This is a genomic window from Streptomyces sp. NPDC050806 (assembly GCF_055586425.1).
In genome coordinates this window covers 17,403-33,706 of record NZ_JBVJIF010000001.1, presented here as the reverse complement: position 1 = coordinate 33,706, position 16,304 = coordinate 17,403, and the positions used below count along the sequence as shown (strand labels likewise).

Here is a 16,304-nt window from a genome sequence, read left to right as displayed (position 1 = left end):
ATGGAGTTGCACCAGCTTCGTTACGTACTCACCATCGCCAAAGCGGGCAGCTTCACCCGCGCGGCCGAAGAGCTCTTCCTCGCCCAACCCTCGCTGTCGGTCCAGGTACGCAAGCTGGAGAAGGAACTGGGCGTCGCCCTGTTCCAGCGACTCGGCCGACGCGTCGAACTGACGGCAGCCGGTGAGGCTTTCCTGGAGCACGTCGAGCCCGCGCTTTTCCATCTCGAACAGGCCCGTACGCAGGCGGCCGCGATACGCTCCCTGGACCGCGGCCGCGTCACGATTGGCGTACTGCCCAGCGTCGGCGCCACGCTGCTCCCCGACCTACTGGCCGAATACCGGGCCGCGCACCCCCGCATCGAAGTTCTGCTCACCGAGCACAATGTGTCCGGCGAGTTCGAACGCATGGTGCACACAGGGATGCTGGACCTGGCGATAAGCCGCGCGCCCCTGGCACGGCCCGGTGTCACGGGGCGCATCCTGGTACGCGAGCCGATGGTCGCGATGCTGCCCCCGGAGCACCGCCTCGCGGACCGGCCCGCCCTCGACCTGGCACAGCTGGCGGGGGACGACTACGTCGGCATGCACCGCGGGTACGGGCTGCGCGAGCTGATGGACATGGTCTGTCTGCAGGCGGGCTTCAGTCCCCGGGTGACCATCGAGACCGGCCAGCTCTCCGTCCTGTGCGGAATGGTGCGCAGCGGGGTGGGTGTGTCCGTGGTGCCGCGTCTTGCCTCCGCCGGCTACGCCACGGCGATTCCCCTCGATGATCCCGTGGCCCGGCGGGAGCTGGGGGTGATCTGGCGCAAGGGCAGCCCCCTCACCCCCGCTGCGAGTGCGTTCCTCGATCTTCTCGTCGCTGCGTTCGACAGTGACCGCGACAGCGGTGACGAAGCCTGAAGGCCGGGCGTCAGCTGCCCGTATAGGCGCTGACTACCGCATGACTAGGCAGTTGCGCATCGCTCATCGCGCGACGGCGCCCCTTAATACCAGTACTGAGCCGCACAAGGAGATGGGCAATGTCCACACCCCGCATCACGGGACCTTCTCGCAGAGCCACGTTCTACGCCGCCTTTGCCTCTGTCGCCGGCTGGGCGTTCGATCTCTTCGATCTGTTCATCCTTCTCTTCGTCGCCGGCACCGTCGGCGAGCTCCTCTTCCCCTCCTCCAACCCGACGCTGAGCCTGGCCGCCGTGTATGCCTCGTTCGCCGTCAGCGTGCTGCTGCGTCCCGCCGGGGCGGCGATCTTCGGCGGGATCGCCGACCGCCACGGCCGCAAGAAGACGATGGTGGTCGTCCTGGCCGGCGTGGGCCTGTGCACCGCGGCCATGGGCGCGGTGCCCACCTACGCCACCGCCGGGCTGTGGGCGCCTGTCGTGTTCCTCATCCTCCGGTTCCTTCAGGGAATCTTCGTCGGGGGCGTGGTCGCCGCGACCCACACCCTGGGCACCGAGAGCGTCGGCCCGCGGTGGCGCGGTTTGATGTCCGGCCTGATCGGCGGCGGCGGAGCAGGCCTCGGCGCCGCGATGGCAAGCGGGTTGTTCATCGTCGTCAGCCAGATCTTCCCGGGCGAGCGGTTCGACGTCTGGGGCTGGCGCGTCATGTTCTTCGCCGGCCTGGCCGCCGCGATCCTCTCCTACTTCGTGCTGCGCGGCGTCGAGGAATCGCCGCTGTGGAAGGCGCAGCAGCAGGCGCAGAAGGAGGGTGCGCCGCAGCCTAAGCCGCGGATGAGCCACCTCGTGCGGGACGGCCGGGGCGGGTTGTTCGCCCTGAACATCCTGCTCGTCGCCGGTGCCGGATCGCAGTACTACCTGACCTCGGGATACCTGCCGACGTTGCTCGATCAGATCACCGGCGTGCAGAAGAGCTCCCAGGGCGTGATCCTGCTCGTCTCCAGCCTCGGCGTGATCGTCGCGACCATCGCCGCCGGTGAACTGAGCGAGCGCATCGGCCGCCGCCGCTCGATGCTGCTGATGGGTGGCTTCAACCTCATCGCCCTCCCGCTGCTCGTCTGGCTCCTGACCAGCACCGAGCCGACGAAGACCGGGCTGATCACGGTGTACGCGACGGCGCTGGCGTTCTTCGCCAACGCGGCGTACGCACCGGTTCTGGTGTTCCTCAACGAGCGCTACCCCACGGCGCTGCGCTCGCGCGGCACGGCCGTCTGCTGGAACACCGGGTTCATGATCGGCGGACTGATGCCGACCTTCGTGAACCTGGCCAGCCCCGGCCTCGCCGATGTGCCCGGCCGGCTCATGGTCTTCCTGATCGTTGTCGTGGCCGCGTTCCTCATCGCCAACGCGATCAGCCCGGAGACCCGCGGAGCCATGGAACGCGAGCAGCCCCCGCACCCGATGACCGAGCCCGCCAAGGCCTGACCACAGGAGTGCGCCATGACAGAGCAGACCGACCCGCATGGCCCCACCTACGACCCCCACGCGCGCGACCTCTCGCCCGAACGCGCGTATGAACTGTATGAGGGCCTGCGCGCGCAGTGCCCCGTCGCCCGCGGTGAGCAGCACGGCGGCTACTGGACGCTCTCCCGCTACGAGGACGTGCGCGCGGCCGCCATGGACCACGGCACTTACTCCTCCACCGGCGGCGTCTACGTCCCCGCCGTGTCGGACAACCGTTTCCCACCCATCGACTACGACCCGCCGGAGCACGAGAAGTTCCGCAAGCTGATCGCCCCGCTCACCAGCGCGGCCGCGGCCCGGCGGATGGAGCCGCAGATCCAGGCCACGGTGGACCGGCTCGTCGCGGCATTCCATGGCTCCGGCGAGGCCGAGCTGGTCGAGGGCCTGGCCCTCCCGCTGCCGCTCGACGTGATCACGCAGCTCTACGACCTCGGCCCGCAACAGGCGGACGAGATCCGCGAGTACTCCCTGGACTTCCTGGAGCACGCCTCCGACGAACAGGGCCGCAAGGTCATCGACCGGGTGTGCGCCTACTGGGTCCGGCTCTTCGAGCAGCGCCGCAAGGAACCGGGCGAGGACTTCATCTCGCAGCTGCTGACCCTCAACGACGAGCTCGGCGTGAACGACGCGACGCTCGCCAACATGATGTTCATCCTGACCTACGCCGGGCACGATTCGACGGCGCTCGGGCTGAGCAACGTGCTGCTCCACCTCGCCGAGCACCCCCGGGTCCAGCAGCGCCTCATCGACGAACCGAAGCTCATTCCCACGGCGATCGACGAGATCCTGCGCTACGAGACCCCGCTGCACTGGTTCCCCCGGCAGCTGACCGAAGACGCGTGCGTGGCCGGGCAGCAGATGTCCGCGGGCGACCGCGTGATCTTGCTGTTCGCCTCGGCCAACCGCGACGCGAGGGTCTTTGAGAACCCGGACGAGGTGGTCATCGACCGCACGCCCAACAGGCACCTCGCCTTTGGCGCCGGCATCCACAGCTGCCCGGGGATGCCGCTGGCCAAGGCCGAGATCCGCATCGCGGTCCAAACGCTGCTCGAGAGGATCCCGGGCTTCCGGATCAACGGCGAAGTCGAGCGCACCGATCCACTGGAAGGCGGCGGCCGGCACCTCGGCGTCCGACGGCTCCCGGTGACCTGGTGACAGGTACCGCGAGGAGTGGGTGACGTGAGGACAGGTGACGTGAGGACAGGTGACGTAGCGATGGATGACGTATCGATGGGTGACGCGCCGACGGAGGGAAGCCACGCCATGAAGATCACGGTGGACACCGACAAGTGCTGCGGGTACGGCGACTGCGAACTGGCCGCCCCGGAGCTGTTCCAACTGGGCGACGACGGAATCGCGCAGGTGATATCCAAAGCCGAGCCCGGCGAGGCGCGGGCGCGCGAAGCCGCCGGCGCCTGCCCGGTCGCCGCCATCGACGTCGAGCCGGCGTCGTGAAGCGCGTCCTGGTCGTCGGTGCGTCGCTGGCCGGCCTGTGCACCGCGGAAGCGCTGCGCCAGAACGGCTACGACGGCTCCCTCACCCTCGTCGGTGACGAGCAGGCCCTGCCCTACGACCGCCCGCCGCTGTCCAAGCAGCTGCTGAGCGGGGACTGGGCGCCGGAGCGGACCGCGTTGCGCAGTGACGAGGCACTGGCCGCACTGGAGGTGGAGTTCCGCCTCGGCGAGCGGGCCCGCGCCCTCGACCCCGTGGCGAAGACGGTCGAGCTGTCCGGGGGATCATCTCTGCCGTACGACGCACTCGTCGTCGCGACGGGTGCGACGCCCCGCTCTCTCCCCGGTCGGCACGGGCTGGAGGGCATACATACCCTGCGCACGCTCGGGGACGCGCTCGCCCTCCGTGACGCGCTCGCGAAGCGGCCGCGCGTGGTGATCGTCGGCGGCGGCTTCGTGGGCGCCGAAGTGGCCGCGGAGGCACGCCGGCGCGATCTGCCGGTCACCCTTGTTGAGGCGTTGCCGGTGCCGCTGTCCCGGGGGCTCGGCGAGCGGATGGGCGAGGCGTGCGCGCGGCTGCACGTCCGCAACGGCGTCCGTGTCCTGTGCGGAAGCGCCGTGGCCGGTTTTGACGGGGACACCGCCGTCGAGCGGGTGCGGCTGGAGGACGGCAGCACCATCGACGCCGACCTGGTCGTGGTGGGCATCGGCGCGACACCCGCCGTCGGCTGGCTGACCGATTCCGGAATCCGCCTGGACGACGGCGTGCTGTGCGACGCGTACTGCCGGGCCTCGGCGCCGGACGTGTACGCCGCGGGCGACGTCGCCCGCTGGTTCCACCCCGGCTACGGCCGGCATGTCCGGCTGGAGCACTGGACCAACGCCAGGGAACAGGCCGCGGTCGTGGCCCGCAACATGCTCGGCCCCGGCTCCCCGGTGGAGTACACGCCCGTGCCCTACGTCTGGTCCGACCAGTACGGGACGCGCATCCAGATGGCCGGACGCAGCAGTGGCGACGTCCGCATCGTGCACGAAGGGGAGGACCAGGAGAGCCTGCTCGCCCTGTATCGCGACGGCGACCGCTTCGAAGGCGCCTTCGCGATCAACTCCGCACGGCGGCTCCTGGACTGCCGCCGCCTGCTCGCCCGCGGTGCCGACTGGCATGAGGCGCTCGCCACCGCCGCGTGACGCGCCTCGCTCTCGTGTCCAGAGGTGTGAACCGTCCCTGACCGGGCGACCGGCACGACTCACTCAAGGATCAGGAACTTCCATGACTTCAGCGACTCTGCAGGATCGTGTCGTACTGCTGACCGGCGCGACGGGCGACATCGGTACCGCCTACACGTGCGCGCTCACCGCGGCGGGCGCCAACGTGATCGCCGCGGACCTGCCCCAGTGTGCCGAGGACGGCAAGCGGCTCGCCGAGAAGGCCACCGCCCAAGGGCCGGGCACCGCGGTCTTCACGCCGTGCGACATCACCGATGACAACGACGTGAACACGGTCGTGGGGCAGGCGACCGACCGGTTCGGCGGCCTGGATGCGGTGGTGAACAACGCCGCCGTCTACCGGACACTCGGCCCCAAGCGCCCCCTTACGGAGCTGACCGCACAGGACTGGGACACCGTGCTGCGGGTCAACGTACGCGGCACCTGGCAGGTCATCCGGGCCGCCGTCCCCGCCCTGCGGGAGCGCGGCGGCGGACGGATCGTCAACATCGCCTCGGTGGTCACGCGCACCGGCGCGGCCGGCTTCGCCCACTACGTCGCCTCCAAGGCGGCGGTGGAGGGACTGACCAGAGCCGCGGCCAGGGAGCTCGGGCAGTACGGCATCGGCGTCAACGCCGTCTCGCCGGGGCTCGTCGACGACGCCGCCTCCCGCGCCATCAACGACCCCGACTACCTCGGCAGAATGCAGCAGACCCGGTGCCTGGCACGCGAGATGGCGCCGGACGACCTGGTCGGCGCGGTGCTGTGGCTGGCGAGCCCCGCCAGCGGTTTCGTCAGCGGGCAGACGGTGGTCGTCGACGGCGGCGGAGTGTTCGTATGACGGCCACGGCACAGCGCCGCGCCTGGGGCGTCCCGCAGGACGCCCGTCCGGCCGATCCGACCATCCTGCGGCCACTGCAGGAGACCCCCGCGACCACACCCGACCGGCTCGCCGAGGCTGCCGAGGCCGCCGCGGCGGCCCAGCGCGGGAACTGGCCCGTGGACAACCGCCGGCGCCAGGCGCTGCTGTGGCGGTGGGCGGACATGCTCGTCGAACACACCGAGGAACTCGTCCAGGCGCTGGTGACGGAGAGCGGGAAGCCGATCCGGGAGGCCCGCCTCGAAGTGGCCGGGGCGGTCGAAGCACTCCGCTACAACGCCGGGCTCGCCTGTTCGATCGGTGGCCGGGCCGGCACGCTGCCCGACGGGTCCGAAGCCCACCTGGTGCGGGAACCGGTCGGCGTGACCGCGTTCATCGTGCCGTGGAACTGGCCGCTGCTGCTGCTTTTCCGCGACCTGGCCCCGGCGCTCGCCGCGGGCGTGACCGCGCTGGTGAAGCCCGCCCCGCAGACCACGCTGGTCACCCGGCGGGCGCTGGAACTGGGCCGCACGGCAGGAATCGGCGACGACGTCGTGCAGCTCGTGGTGGGCGACGGCCTTGTCGGGGACGCCCTGGTCACCCATCCGCTGGTCCGAGCCGTTGCCTTCACCGGCTCCACCGCGATCGGGGCCGCGATCCGCAGCGCGGCGGCCCCGGACATGACCCGCACCCTGTTGGAACTGGGCGGCAAGGCGAGCATGGTGGTGTTCGCCGACGCCGACGTCGAGAAGGCGGCCGAGACCGCGGCCCGGGCGTCGGTGATCACCAGCGGGCAGATGTGCATGGCGTGCACCCGACTTCTGGTACAGCGCCCGGTCTTCGAGCGCGCGCGTGACCGGGTGGTCGACGTCCTGCGCTCGCTCCGGCTCGGCGATCCCGCCGCCGAAGAGACGGACATGGGCCCGCTCATCTCCGCTCGCGCGCTCGACCGCTTCACCGGTTATGTGGATCTCGCACGGTCCACCGCGACCCTGCTGACCGGAGGGGAGCGCATCAGCCCCGACGGGCTGCCGGGGTACTTCGTGACCCCCGCCGCGGTGACCGGCGTCGCGGTGGACTCGCCTCTCGTACAGGAGGACATCTTCGGCCCTCTGATCACCCTCGAACCCTTCGACGACGAGGACGGCGCGATCGAAGCGGCCAACGCCACTTCGTACGGGCTCGCCGCCTCGGTGTGGAGCGGCGACGGCTCACGCGCCTGGCGCGTCGCGCGGTCGCTGCAGGTGGGGACAGTCTGGGTGGGCGGCTACAACCGCTCGTACCCAGAAATGCCCAGCGGCGGCTACGGTTCCTCCGGTCTCGGCCGGACCCGCGGTGTCGAAGGACTGGAACAGTTCACCGAGCTCAAGCACGTCCACTTCGCACTGCCCGAGGGGGAGTGATGGGCACGACCTGGCCGAAACAGCCCGATCTGCGGGGCTGGCTGGCGCTGCTGGAGGAACGTGGCGAGCTGCGCAGGGTGAGCAGTGAGATCGACGCGGACCAGGACGTGGCCGCCGTACTGGAGCATGCCGACGGCCGCTACGCGGTGGCCTTCGACGCGGTGCGCGGCGCGAGGTACCCGCTCGTCGGCAACACGATGCCCTCACGCGGGCACTTCGCCCTGGCGCTGGGCTGCCTGGAGGGGGAGGTGGTCGACCGGCTCGCCGACGCCGTACGCACCCCGCGCCCGTACTCGGTGATCGCATCGGCTGAAGCGCCGGTGACCGCCCGGCACGATACGCAAGGCGACCTGCTCGGGGACCTCCCGCTGCCGGTGCAGCACGAACGCGACGCAGGCCGGTACTTCACCTCGGCGCTGATCGTGGCGCGCGATCCGCTCACCGGCAAGGCGAACCTGTCGATCAACCGGTTGCAGGTCACCGGGCCTCGCGAGGTGCGCGCCCTCATGCTGCCGGGCAGGCTCCGGTCGATCTTCGCCGAGCACGAGGCGGCGGGGCAGGACCTGCCCGTCGCGCTCTGCGTGGGCGTCGATCCGCTGCTGACGCTGGCCTCGCAGTCGCCCGCGGCAGCCGACCTCGACGACCTGGAGGTCGCGAGCGCCCTGTATCCCGAGCGGCTCGCCGCCACATACGTGGAGGGGTTGGAGGTACCGGTGCCCGCCCGCGCGGAGATGGTACTCATGGGCACTTTCCGCGCGGGCCGGCGCGCGGACGAAGGGCCGTTCGGGGAGTACCCGCGCACCTACGGTCCGGGCGGGCCCGCCCCGGTGCTGGAGCTGTCCTCGCGCTGGTCACGGGAGAGCGCTTTTCTGCAGACGATTCTGTCCGGCGGTCGGGAGCACTTCTGGCTGGGCGGGCTGCCACGCGAGGCGCGCCTGTTGCGGGCACTGCGGGCCGCGGGGATCGATGTGGCGGCCGTGCGGCTCACCGAGGGCGGGTCGTGCCGGATGCACGCGGTGATCTCCCTGCGCTCCCGTGGAGGGGGCACGGCGCGGCATGCCGCGATGGCGACGTTCGCGGCGGTGACGACGGTGAAGCTCACGGTAATCGTCGACGACGACGTGGACGTGTTCGACGACGAGCAGGTCGAGTGGGCGATCGCGACCCGGATGCAGGCCGACCGCGACCTGTTCGTGGTGGAGCGCACCACCGGCAGCAGCCTGGATCCCTCGGCACACGGCGGGACGACGGCGAAACTCGGGATGGACGCGACCGTACCGGCCGGGGACCGCGAGAAGTTCGCCCGCATCCGCTCCACGTCCTCTTCCTTGCGCCCCTACCTCGCCGAACTGGAGGGCTGATCATGGACGGGGACGGGTTTCCACCACGGGTGATCGTGGGGGTCTCCGGAGCGTCCGGAGCGATGTATGCGGTCCGCGCCTTGGAGCTGCTCTCCCAACTGGGTGTGGAGACCCATCTGGTCCTCACCAAGGCGGCCAAGGCGACGCTGGCCCAGGAGACCGACCTGACCGTGGCCGACGTGCGGGCGCGCGCCGACCACGTGCATGCCGAGCACGACCTGGGCGCGGCGATTTCGAGCGGCTCGTTCCCGGTGGACGGGATGCTGGTGGCGCCGTGCAGCGTGAAGACGCTGTCCGGCATAGCCAACGGCTACGACGACAATCTGCTGGTGCGCGCCGCCGACGTCACCTTGAAGGAACGCCGCCCGCTCGTCCTGCTGTTGCGCGAGACTCCCCTGCATGCCGGGCACCTGCGGCTGATGACGCAGGCGACGGAGGCGGGCGCGACCATCATGCCGCCGGTGCCCGCCTTCTACACGCGCCCCACCTCACTCGACGAAGTGGTCACCCAGACGGTCGGCCGGGCACTCGACCACCTGCGCCTGCCGCATCCGGTGACGGTGCGGTGGGGCCGGGAGCACAGGAGCCGGAAGGTCTTTGAGGTTCGGCGCGAGCGCCTTCGCTGATCGCGCCGGGCCTCCGGCCGTACGGGCGGTGACCGTGACGACGCCGCCGCATGCCAGAACCTGGGGCAGACGTGGACGGACCCCTGGTGCGGGTCCGCGGCCGTTCCTGCAAAACGGATCTCGATCGCCACGCTGACCTGCTGCAAGCCCGGTTCCCGGGACCAGTCCGACGCGCCGGGCGTGGACCGGTCCGCCTGGTCTTCAGGGGAGTTTGTGGGCGAGGACGTCGAGTTGCTCGACGGAAGGTGGTTGGGCGAACAGTTCGCCGGCTCGTTCCATCAGGGCGCTGCCCAGGCGGCCGGCGAGGTGGGCCTGGCGTGCGTCGTCGTCGGGGAAGGCGTCGAAGATGGCGAAGGTGGAGGGGCTCAGGCGCACGGCGAACCAGGCGACGGTGCCGGGCTCCTCCTGTACGAGGGCAAGGCCCGCGCGGAGGAAGTCGGCGACCTCTTCCTCCTTGCCGGGCCGGGCCTCGACCTGTACGTGCAGCGCAACGTTGATGTCGACCATGAGGGGACTCCTTTTCCGATGCTCGGCCGCCCGGCAGCGGCCGGGCACCGAAGTGATCGGTTGGCGTCGAACGGGTCTTTTGCACGGCCGCATCGATGCCTGATTATCACCATTGTGCACCCTTTCGCGGGTGTGAGAGCGTGTATGTATTGGTTCGTTCAGTGGCCGTACCGCGCTTCCGAAGCAGGCTCAGCATCTGCCGAGAGCGAGGGATACCGATGAAGGCTCTCGTATAGGACCGACCGCGTGAGGTGCACGTGAAGAACGTGCCGGATGCGCATGTCGAGCGTCCGACGGACGTCCTCGCGGTGACCTCCCGTGCCGTGCGCTGCGCATCGGCCGTGGCACACGCGTCGTCACACGTCCCTGCTCCGCGTGCTCGGAAACAGAGAGCCGGGTACAGCGGTGCCCGCACCGGGCATCCGCGGCGGTCGCCGTTCCCAGAGGGGTGCCGGCCCTGACAATGCGGCGGCACCCGTTCGGCGGCACGCCGCGCCGTCGGGCCGGGGCACCCCTAGCATGCTGACTGTGCAACCCATTCTCCCGAAGATGGAGGGCGGCCGGGTACAGGGCCCTCTGCAACTCATCGAGGACGGCATCCACCTCGTCGTCGCGGCGTTCCTCGTGCTGCTCGCGGGGATCCTGACCGTCGGGGTCGCCCACGACGTCATCAAGGCGATTCAGGGGCCGTACCGCGAGGATACGGTCGTTCTCTCCGCCCTGGACAACGGGCTTGTGCTGTTCATCGTGGCCGAGCTGCTCCACACCGTCCGCCTCACCATCAGGAACCAAACCCTCGACGCGGAACCGTTCCTCGTTGTCGGTCTGATCGCCGGCATCCGCAAGGTGCTCATCGTGACGGCCGAGGCGGAGAAGTCCTTCCGGTGGAATGTCGAGGGGATCGAGCTGCTCATCCTGACGGGGCTGATCCTCGTGATGGCGACAGCGGTGTATGTGTGGCGGCGCTCGGCGCGGCCGGGAGAGCACTTCCCGCTCCAGGAGGCAGGGCGCTCCCCGTCGGCGAAGCCGTCATCCGCCCCGGTTCGCGGGTCCTGATCCGTCACCGTCCGCCGCCACGGCCGCCCGCACCCGCTGCTCCTCGCGGGCAGAGCTGACGTCCCGTTCGAGGGGTGTGCGGCTCACGGCAGTCGCGAGGTCCTCCAAGGCTCGCTTCTGCAGTTCCGCCTCGCGCCGCACCGCCGGGCTCCGGCCCCCGGCTGTGCCCTCCCACTCGTGAAGCGCCCCCTCCACGCGCCCCCAATCCGGATTCCTGTGCTCGCGTACGTCGACTGCCGCCTGCGCGGTGTCCGCCTCCAAGGCCTCGGCGAGCCGTTCTGCCTCGGGGGCGAAACGGCTGTCGGCCCGCGGGACGTGGCTCTCCATGAGCATCGCCGCCCGGCCGAACCTCTTGAGCGCCTCCTGCGCCTCCTCCGCCTCGCGCGACGTCAGTCCCCTGGGGCGGACCGGTTCCTGCCTTGCCCGGTCGTAGGTCTCCTGCCAGGCGGCACGCGCCTTCCTGCTCTCCAGCAGTGCCTTGCGCATGTCAGCGCGACGCTCCCGGGTCGGTTCGGCGTAGCCACGGAGCACCGCGGCCGCGTAGCGGCCGTTGGCGGCGAGCCAGTCCGCAAGCCGACCCGACAGCCGGGGCGTCTCCCACGCGGGAAACACCACGTACGCCAGCATTGCCAGGGCCCCGCCGAGCAGGGTGAGCACCACCCGCTCCGGGACCGTCTGCTCCCACGTCTGACCACCCATGCCGAGCAGGAAGACGACGTACGCGGCAGTGAAGCACTGGGAGTAGGCGTAGCCCGTACGGGTCAGCGTGTACGACAGGCCCACCGAGACCACCGCCAGCGCGCCGAACACATGGGCATCCGGGCCCAGGGCCCGCACCATCCCGGTGGCGAGCGCGACCCCCGTCAGGGTCCCGGCGAGACGGGCCACCGCACGGGCGTACGTCCGGTGGAAGTCCGGCCGCATCACCATCACGGAGGCGACGGGTGCCCAGTAGCCGTGGCCCAGGGGCAGCCGGGAAGCGATCAGATAGCCGAGCGCGGCCACCGCCGCCAGGCGGACGGCATGCCGAAACACGGGCGAGTCCCGGCAGAGCTCACGGCGGACCGCCCGGACGACGACCGGGATCAGCCGGAACATTGTCGGGCGCACCAGGAACCGGGCGCCCTCGGACCCGGGCGGCGTGGGCGTCTTCGGGCGCGGACCGCCGCTTCCGGCGATCTCCAACACCTCGCCGAGCAGTTCCACCAGCTGCTCAGCGGCCTGCCGCGCGGGCCCCTGCAGCACCTCATGCTCCTCTTCGAGGTGCAGGACGCCCGCGCTCCCGGGCGGCACCTCGACGGAAATTCCGCGGCGGATCGAACGAGCAGCCGCGTCCAGGACGTCGGCGGCCGCGTCGAGCAACTCCCGCGCGCGGTCGCGTCCGGATCCCTCCGCCGGGGCACCGACGCCAGGGTCGGCGAGCGCGGCGATGACCGGCAGAATGCGCTCGGCGAGTCCCCTGGGGCCGTGGAGGACGGGGGGACGGGTGCGGGCCTGTGATGGCGTCACGGCGGCCGCGTCCCGGGCCGTCATCAACGGCTCGGGGTCGAACGGGGCGGTCGGGTCGTGCCGCAGCCGGCGGGCGTAGTCCGCCACGGCGGCCAGGGCGTCGGCAAGAGCGTCACGATGTGCCCCCCAACGGCGGATCGGGAACAGCAAGATCAACACCGCCTGCACCACGCCTCCGAGCGCGATGACCCCGGCGTGTTCCAAGGCCCGCCCGACGCTCGTCGGCAGGGTAATGGTCACCAGCATGCTGCCGACGGTCGTCGCTGCGACGATCCCAGCGGTCGATCCGACGGCCCACGTCATCCCCGCGGCAAAGGCCCATACGGCCAGCAGGGGGAGGAACGTCACGAGGCGCCCCGCCGCCAGATAGCCCACGAAGGTGCTGAGCGCCAGACCCGCGCCCGCACCGAGCGCAATCACCTTGCGTGGCCGCCAGGTGCGCTGAAAGGTGGCCCCACCAGCGGAATAAGCACCGAGGGCGGCGGACGCTGCGTACGCGGGGGAGACCAGCCACAGCATCGACCCGATGACGATCGCCACCCCAGCAGCCGTACGCAGCGCGAGCAGGGGCTCCAGTCGCGTCTCCTCGATCGTGAGCCCGGATCGCACGACATCTCCGAAGACCCGCAACCACGTCACGGGTGCGAGGCTAGCCGGAACGCTCTGCCGGGTCGTGTCGGCCGCGCCGCCGCCTCCCGGCGCCGCCATGTCAGCGGCACCCGGCCGGTCTACAAGCACAAACCGGCAGCCTCGCGTACAGGGCGATCGATAACCACGTCCCCCGCCGTCTGTTCACCCCAGCGGCTGCGGCTCGACGTGGCCCTCGCGGCCGATCCGGGATGGCCAACGGAGGTCGCGAAGCGACTGAAGAAGAGTGACGGACCTGCCCTACCAGTACAACACCCGCCCCATCATCGCCATGACCGGCCCGCCGGAGCACATCGCGCCACGGCCGCTGCCCATGCTCAGCCCGCTGCTCATCGGCGCGCTGACCCCGGGGTCCGGCGACGCCCGGCCACCCGGGAAGATCCAGTACACCAGTGAGGCACCTCACTACGTCCTGCCCGGCGTCCGCGGGCGATTGCGCTTGCTCGGCGGGACGGCCCGCGTCAAACAGCTCTGGCCGCTTTCACCGGCCTCTCCCAAGCCCCCTGGCGTGTTCGCCACCACGGCGTTCGGCCTCATCAGCAGCGACATCCGCAGCCGGAGGTTGCCGTCATGACCGTGATGTCCATCGCCAGGTTCGAAAGGTTCGTCCGCGCGGCCGCGAGGCTGGACGTCGACAAGAACGATCTCAAGCGCTACAGCGACTTCGTCGACGCCAAGCTCTACGATCTGCTGACCGTCGCCCAGGCCACTGCCAGGACGCCGAGGGTTACGCACAGGCATTCGACCATGAGGACCAGGCGGACATGAGCCGGCGAGCACCGCCGGGTCTGCACCCCCCTTCGGCTGCTGCGCGCCTGGCGTCTGCGGCGCACCGAAGGAAGGCCGATGGGGAGCCGCGTGCCGAGGCTCCGCCGCCGCGAGGGGTTGTGATACGGGTCGTCGTTCATGAGTCACCTCGGGGCGAGCCTTGCCGGCCGGTCGTGGTTCCGGATGGAGGTCCGGCGCCACGGCGTTTCCGTCTCAACCGCCGCTCTCGGTGCTTTCACTCGTCTCGCTGATCTCGACGTGCCGGGGCTTTGCGACCTCGGCCTTGGGGACGGTAATGGTGAGCGCCCCGTGGTCGAACTCCGCCAGCGGACTGCGTCCCCAGCCAGGAGTTCCGTGCTGCATTGCGCCACCGCGGTGGCGCCGGACGGGCGTGGTCATTCCCATCGCCTCCTTCTCCTACTCGTGCTCTCGTCCCCCGCTGGGCGTCAGGCGAGCCAAGCGGACTCCTTCCGGCGGATGTGGGGTGAGCTGTCGGTGCCGCCGGGCGCGGCCGTGTGGCCCAGGTAGCGGTGGACGAAGTGGATGCTCATCGCGCCTTCGCCGACCGCGGAGGCCACGCGCTTCACCGAGCCGCTGCGGACGTCGCCGGCGGCGAAGACGCCAGGCAGGCTGGTCTCCAACGTCAGGCAATCGCGGCCCTGGCTCTGCCACAGCTCGGGAACGGAGCAGGCTTGTGCCTCCGCGCCGGTGAGCACGTAGCCGCGCGAGTCAAGGGCGAGCGCGCCGGACAGCCAATCGGTGTGAGGATCTGCGCCGGTGAAGACGAACAGGACCCGCACCCCGAGCCGGCGGTGCTCGCCCGTACGGTGGTCGACCACGGTGACCGCCTCCAGCGTCGTGTCGCCGAGCGCCTCGGTCACCTCGGTGTGCAGCAGCACACGCACTCGCGGGTGGCGCTCGATCTGATCGATCAGGTAGCGGGACATGTGCGCCTCGAGGCTCGGCCCACGCACGAGCAGATACGCCTGCGGTGCGTACCCGGCCAGGAAGAGCACGGCCTGACCCGCGGAGTTGCCGCCGCCGACCACGGCCACCGGGTCGCTACGGCACTGCTGGGCCTCATAGACGGTCGCCGAGTAGTGGACGCTCGCGCCCTCCAGCGGCTCGACGCCGGGGACATGGAGCCGGCGGTAGCGGGCGCCGGTGGCCAGGACGACGGTACGGGCGGTGATCTCACTGCCGTCGGCGAACCCCACGGCATAGTGGCCGTCCCGCCGTTCGAGTCGGGCTGCCTCCGCAGGGACGCTGATCCGGGCGCCGAACTTTTCCGCCTGGAGCACGGCTCGCTCGGTGAGTTCGGCGCCGGAGATGCCGGATGGGAAGCCGAAACAGTTGTCGATGCGGGATGACGTCGCGGCCTGGCCGCCGGTGGCCAGCACCTCGACCACGGTCGTGTCGAGGCCCTCTGAGGCCGCATTCACCGCGGCGGCGAGACCGGCCGGACCGGAGCCGACAATGAGGAGATCGCCGCGGCCGTTGACCGACTCCAGCGGCGGCAGGCCGACGAACCGGGCCAGTTCGGCGTTGCTCGGATTGCGCAGCAGGGTCGTGTCCCGCCAGATCACCAGCGGTGTCTGCTCCGGACCGACCGCAAAGCGCCGCAGCAGCGCCTCGGCCTCCTCGTCCGTCTCCAGATCGATCCAGCGGTAGGGCAGCCGGTTGCGGGCGGCGAACTCACGCAGCCGCCGGGTGTCGGGCGAATAGCGCGAGCCGATGATGCGGAATCCGGCGCCCTGCCCTACGAGCAGAGCCCGGCGGCCCAGACAGGCGCGCAGCACCACGTCGCCAAGGGTGGAGTCCCGGGTCACCAGGTCACGCAGCTGATTCATGGACAGGGCGAGGACCTCACCGGGGTCCCTGACCACGGCGGTGTAGAAGGCCACCTGTCCCTTGAGAAGGCCCAGCTCGCCGATGAAGCGGCCGGGGCCGTGCACGCGCAGCAGGCGTTCATCGGGCGTGTCGTAGCCCTCGATGATGGCGACCGCGCCACTGAGGACGACGTAGAACGTCTCGCACCGCTCCCCCTCCCGGATCAGCACGTCACCTGCCTCGACCGGGCGCCGCCGGCCATGCTGCGCCAGGCGGGCCATCTGATCGTCCGACAGGCGGGGATAGGCGCCGTGGATGTCAGGAGTCTCGAAGGGGACGCTCTCCTCCGCCTCGTCCGGCACCGGCGCTGCGCCCGGCCGCGTCTCGTCGCCGGACATCACACGAGCGCCTGGTGGACGAAACACCACCGCCAGTCCTCGCCGGGCTCCAGCGACGCCACGATCGGATGGCCGTCGGCGGCGGCGTGCCGGCGGGCGTGCCGGTTCGGCGAGGAATCGCAACAGCCGACGTGGCCGCAGGTCAGGCAGAGCCTGAGGTGGACCCAGGGGGAACCTGTGGCCAGGCATTCCTCGCACCCCGAGGCGCGCGGGGTGACGGGGCGTACGAGGGCGAGGTGAGGGTCGGTTCGTACGGTCATGGCCG

At 70.7% G+C, this 16,304-nt stretch carries 17 protein-coding genes; 12 read left to right on the top strand and 5 right to left on the bottom strand.

Annotated elements, in window-relative coordinates; all coding sequences use genetic code 11:
- The 9 genes from ACZ6WH_RS00165 (at window position 1) to ACZ6WH_RS00125 (ending at window position 9,323) form a co-directional block, all read left to right on the top strand.
- Entirely contained in the window at window positions 1–900 is a 900-nt protein-coding gene (locus ACZ6WH_RS00165) for a LysR family transcriptional regulator (RefSeq protein WP_469724809.1), read from the top strand.
- Between the two features lie 119 nt (window positions 901–1,019).
- Window positions 1,020–2,378 carry an MFS transporter gene (locus ACZ6WH_RS00160; RefSeq protein WP_469724807.1) on the top strand — a complete coding sequence of 453 codons (1,359 nt, stop codon included), beginning with the start codon at window positions 1,020–1,022 and terminating at the stop codon, window positions 2,376–2,378.
- Window positions 2,379–2,393: 15 nt separating this feature from the next.
- Window positions 2,394–3,572 (top strand): cytochrome P450, encoded by a 1,179-nt coding sequence (locus tag ACZ6WH_RS00155; RefSeq protein WP_469724806.1) that lies wholly within the window; start codon window positions 2,394–2,396, stop codon window positions 3,570–3,572.
- 60 nt (window positions 3,573–3,632) lie between these two features.
- Entirely contained in the window at window positions 3,633–3,872 is a 240-nt protein-coding gene (locus ACZ6WH_RS00150) for a ferredoxin (RefSeq protein WP_469724804.1), read from the top strand.
- On the top strand, window positions 3,869–5,056 hold the full coding sequence (locus ACZ6WH_RS00145; RefSeq protein ID WP_469724802.1) for an NAD(P)/FAD-dependent oxidoreductase: 1,188 nt from the start codon (window positions 3,869–3,871) through the stop codon (window positions 5,054–5,056). The genes ACZ6WH_RS00150 and ACZ6WH_RS00145 overlap by 4 nt, the downstream gene beginning before the upstream one ends.
- A gap of 82 nt (window positions 5,057–5,138) precedes the next feature.
- Entirely contained in the window at window positions 5,139–5,915 is a 777-nt protein-coding gene (locus ACZ6WH_RS00140) for an SDR family NAD(P)-dependent oxidoreductase (RefSeq protein WP_469724801.1), read from the top strand.
- Window positions 5,912–7,336, top strand: a complete 1,425-nt coding sequence (locus tag ACZ6WH_RS00135) for an aldehyde dehydrogenase family protein (protein ID WP_469724799.1) — start codon at window positions 5,912–5,914, stop codon at window positions 7,334–7,336. Before ACZ6WH_RS00140 ends, ACZ6WH_RS00135 begins: the two co-directional genes overlap by 4 nt.
- The gene (locus tag ACZ6WH_RS00130) at window positions 7,336–8,697 is read left to right on the top strand and encodes a UbiD family decarboxylase (RefSeq protein WP_469724797.1); all 1,362 of its coding nucleotides are present in this window, start codon (window positions 7,336–7,338) and stop codon (window positions 8,695–8,697) included. The genes ACZ6WH_RS00135 and ACZ6WH_RS00130 overlap by 1 nt, the downstream gene beginning before the upstream one ends.
- A gap of 2 nt (window positions 8,698–8,699) precedes the next feature.
- Complete coding sequence (locus tag ACZ6WH_RS00125; protein ID WP_469724795.1) at window positions 8,700–9,323, top strand: UbiX family flavin prenyltransferase; 624 nt, start codon at window positions 8,700–8,702, stop codon at window positions 9,321–9,323.
- A 201-nt stretch (window positions 9,324–9,524) separates the two neighbouring features.
- Here ACZ6WH_RS00125 and ACZ6WH_RS00120 read toward each other — a convergent pair whose 3' ends face one another.
- Window positions 9,525–9,830 carry a putative quinol monooxygenase gene (locus ACZ6WH_RS00120; protein ID WP_469724793.1) on the bottom strand — a complete coding sequence of 102 codons (306 nt, stop codon included), beginning with the start codon at window positions 9,828–9,830 and terminating at the stop codon, window positions 9,525–9,527.
- 519 nt (window positions 9,831–10,349) lie between these two features.
- Between ACZ6WH_RS00120 and ACZ6WH_RS00115 the strand changes: the two genes are divergently transcribed.
- Window positions 10,350–10,886 carry a phosphate-starvation-inducible PsiE family protein gene (locus ACZ6WH_RS00115; protein ID WP_469724792.1) on the top strand — a complete coding sequence of 179 codons (537 nt, stop codon included), beginning with the start codon at window positions 10,350–10,352 and terminating at the stop codon, window positions 10,884–10,886.
- Here ACZ6WH_RS00115 and ACZ6WH_RS00110 read toward each other — a convergent pair.
- Complete coding sequence (locus tag ACZ6WH_RS00110; RefSeq protein WP_469724790.1) at window positions 10,860–13,034, bottom strand: FUSC family protein; 2,175 nt, start codon at window positions 13,032–13,034, stop codon at window positions 10,860–10,862. The genes ACZ6WH_RS00115 and ACZ6WH_RS00110 overlap by 27 nt on opposite strands.
- A gap of 235 nt (window positions 13,035–13,269) precedes the next feature.
- On the opposite strand from ACZ6WH_RS00110, the gene ACZ6WH_RS00105 reads away from it, so the two are divergent.
- A complete protein-coding gene (locus ACZ6WH_RS00105) occupies window positions 13,270–13,617 on the top strand; it encodes a hypothetical protein (protein ID WP_469724788.1) in 348 nt (115 codons plus the stop codon).
- Window positions 13,614–13,811, top strand: coding sequence for a DUF1931 family protein (locus ACZ6WH_RS00100; protein WP_469724787.1), 198 nt, complete (start codon window positions 13,614–13,616; stop codon window positions 13,809–13,811). The genes ACZ6WH_RS00105 and ACZ6WH_RS00100 overlap by 4 nt, the downstream gene beginning before the upstream one ends.
- Window positions 13,812–14,024: 213 nt before the next feature.
- On the opposite strand, the gene ACZ6WH_RS00095 is transcribed toward ACZ6WH_RS00100, so the two are convergent.
- Genes ACZ6WH_RS00095 through ACZ6WH_RS00085 form a run of 3 tightly spaced genes read right to left on the bottom strand, consistent with a single transcriptional unit; the run spans window position 14,025 to window position 16,299 of the window.
- Window positions 14,025–14,210 carry a hypothetical protein gene (locus ACZ6WH_RS00095; protein WP_469724785.1) on the bottom strand — a complete coding sequence of 62 codons (186 nt, stop codon included), beginning with the start codon at window positions 14,208–14,210 and terminating at the stop codon, window positions 14,025–14,027.
- A gap of 47 nt (window positions 14,211–14,257) precedes the next feature.
- The gene (locus ACZ6WH_RS00090; protein WP_469724783.1) at window positions 14,258–16,039 is read right to left on the bottom strand and encodes an FAD-dependent oxidoreductase; all 1,782 of its coding nucleotides are present in this window, start codon (window positions 16,037–16,039) and stop codon (window positions 14,258–14,260) included.
- Window positions 16,039–16,299, bottom strand: a complete 261-nt coding sequence (locus ACZ6WH_RS00085) for a UBP-type zinc finger domain-containing protein (RefSeq protein WP_469724782.1) — start codon at window positions 16,297–16,299, stop codon at window positions 16,039–16,041. The genes ACZ6WH_RS00090 and ACZ6WH_RS00085 overlap by 1 nt, the downstream gene beginning before the upstream one ends.
- Window positions 16,300–16,304 lie beyond the last annotated feature (5 nt).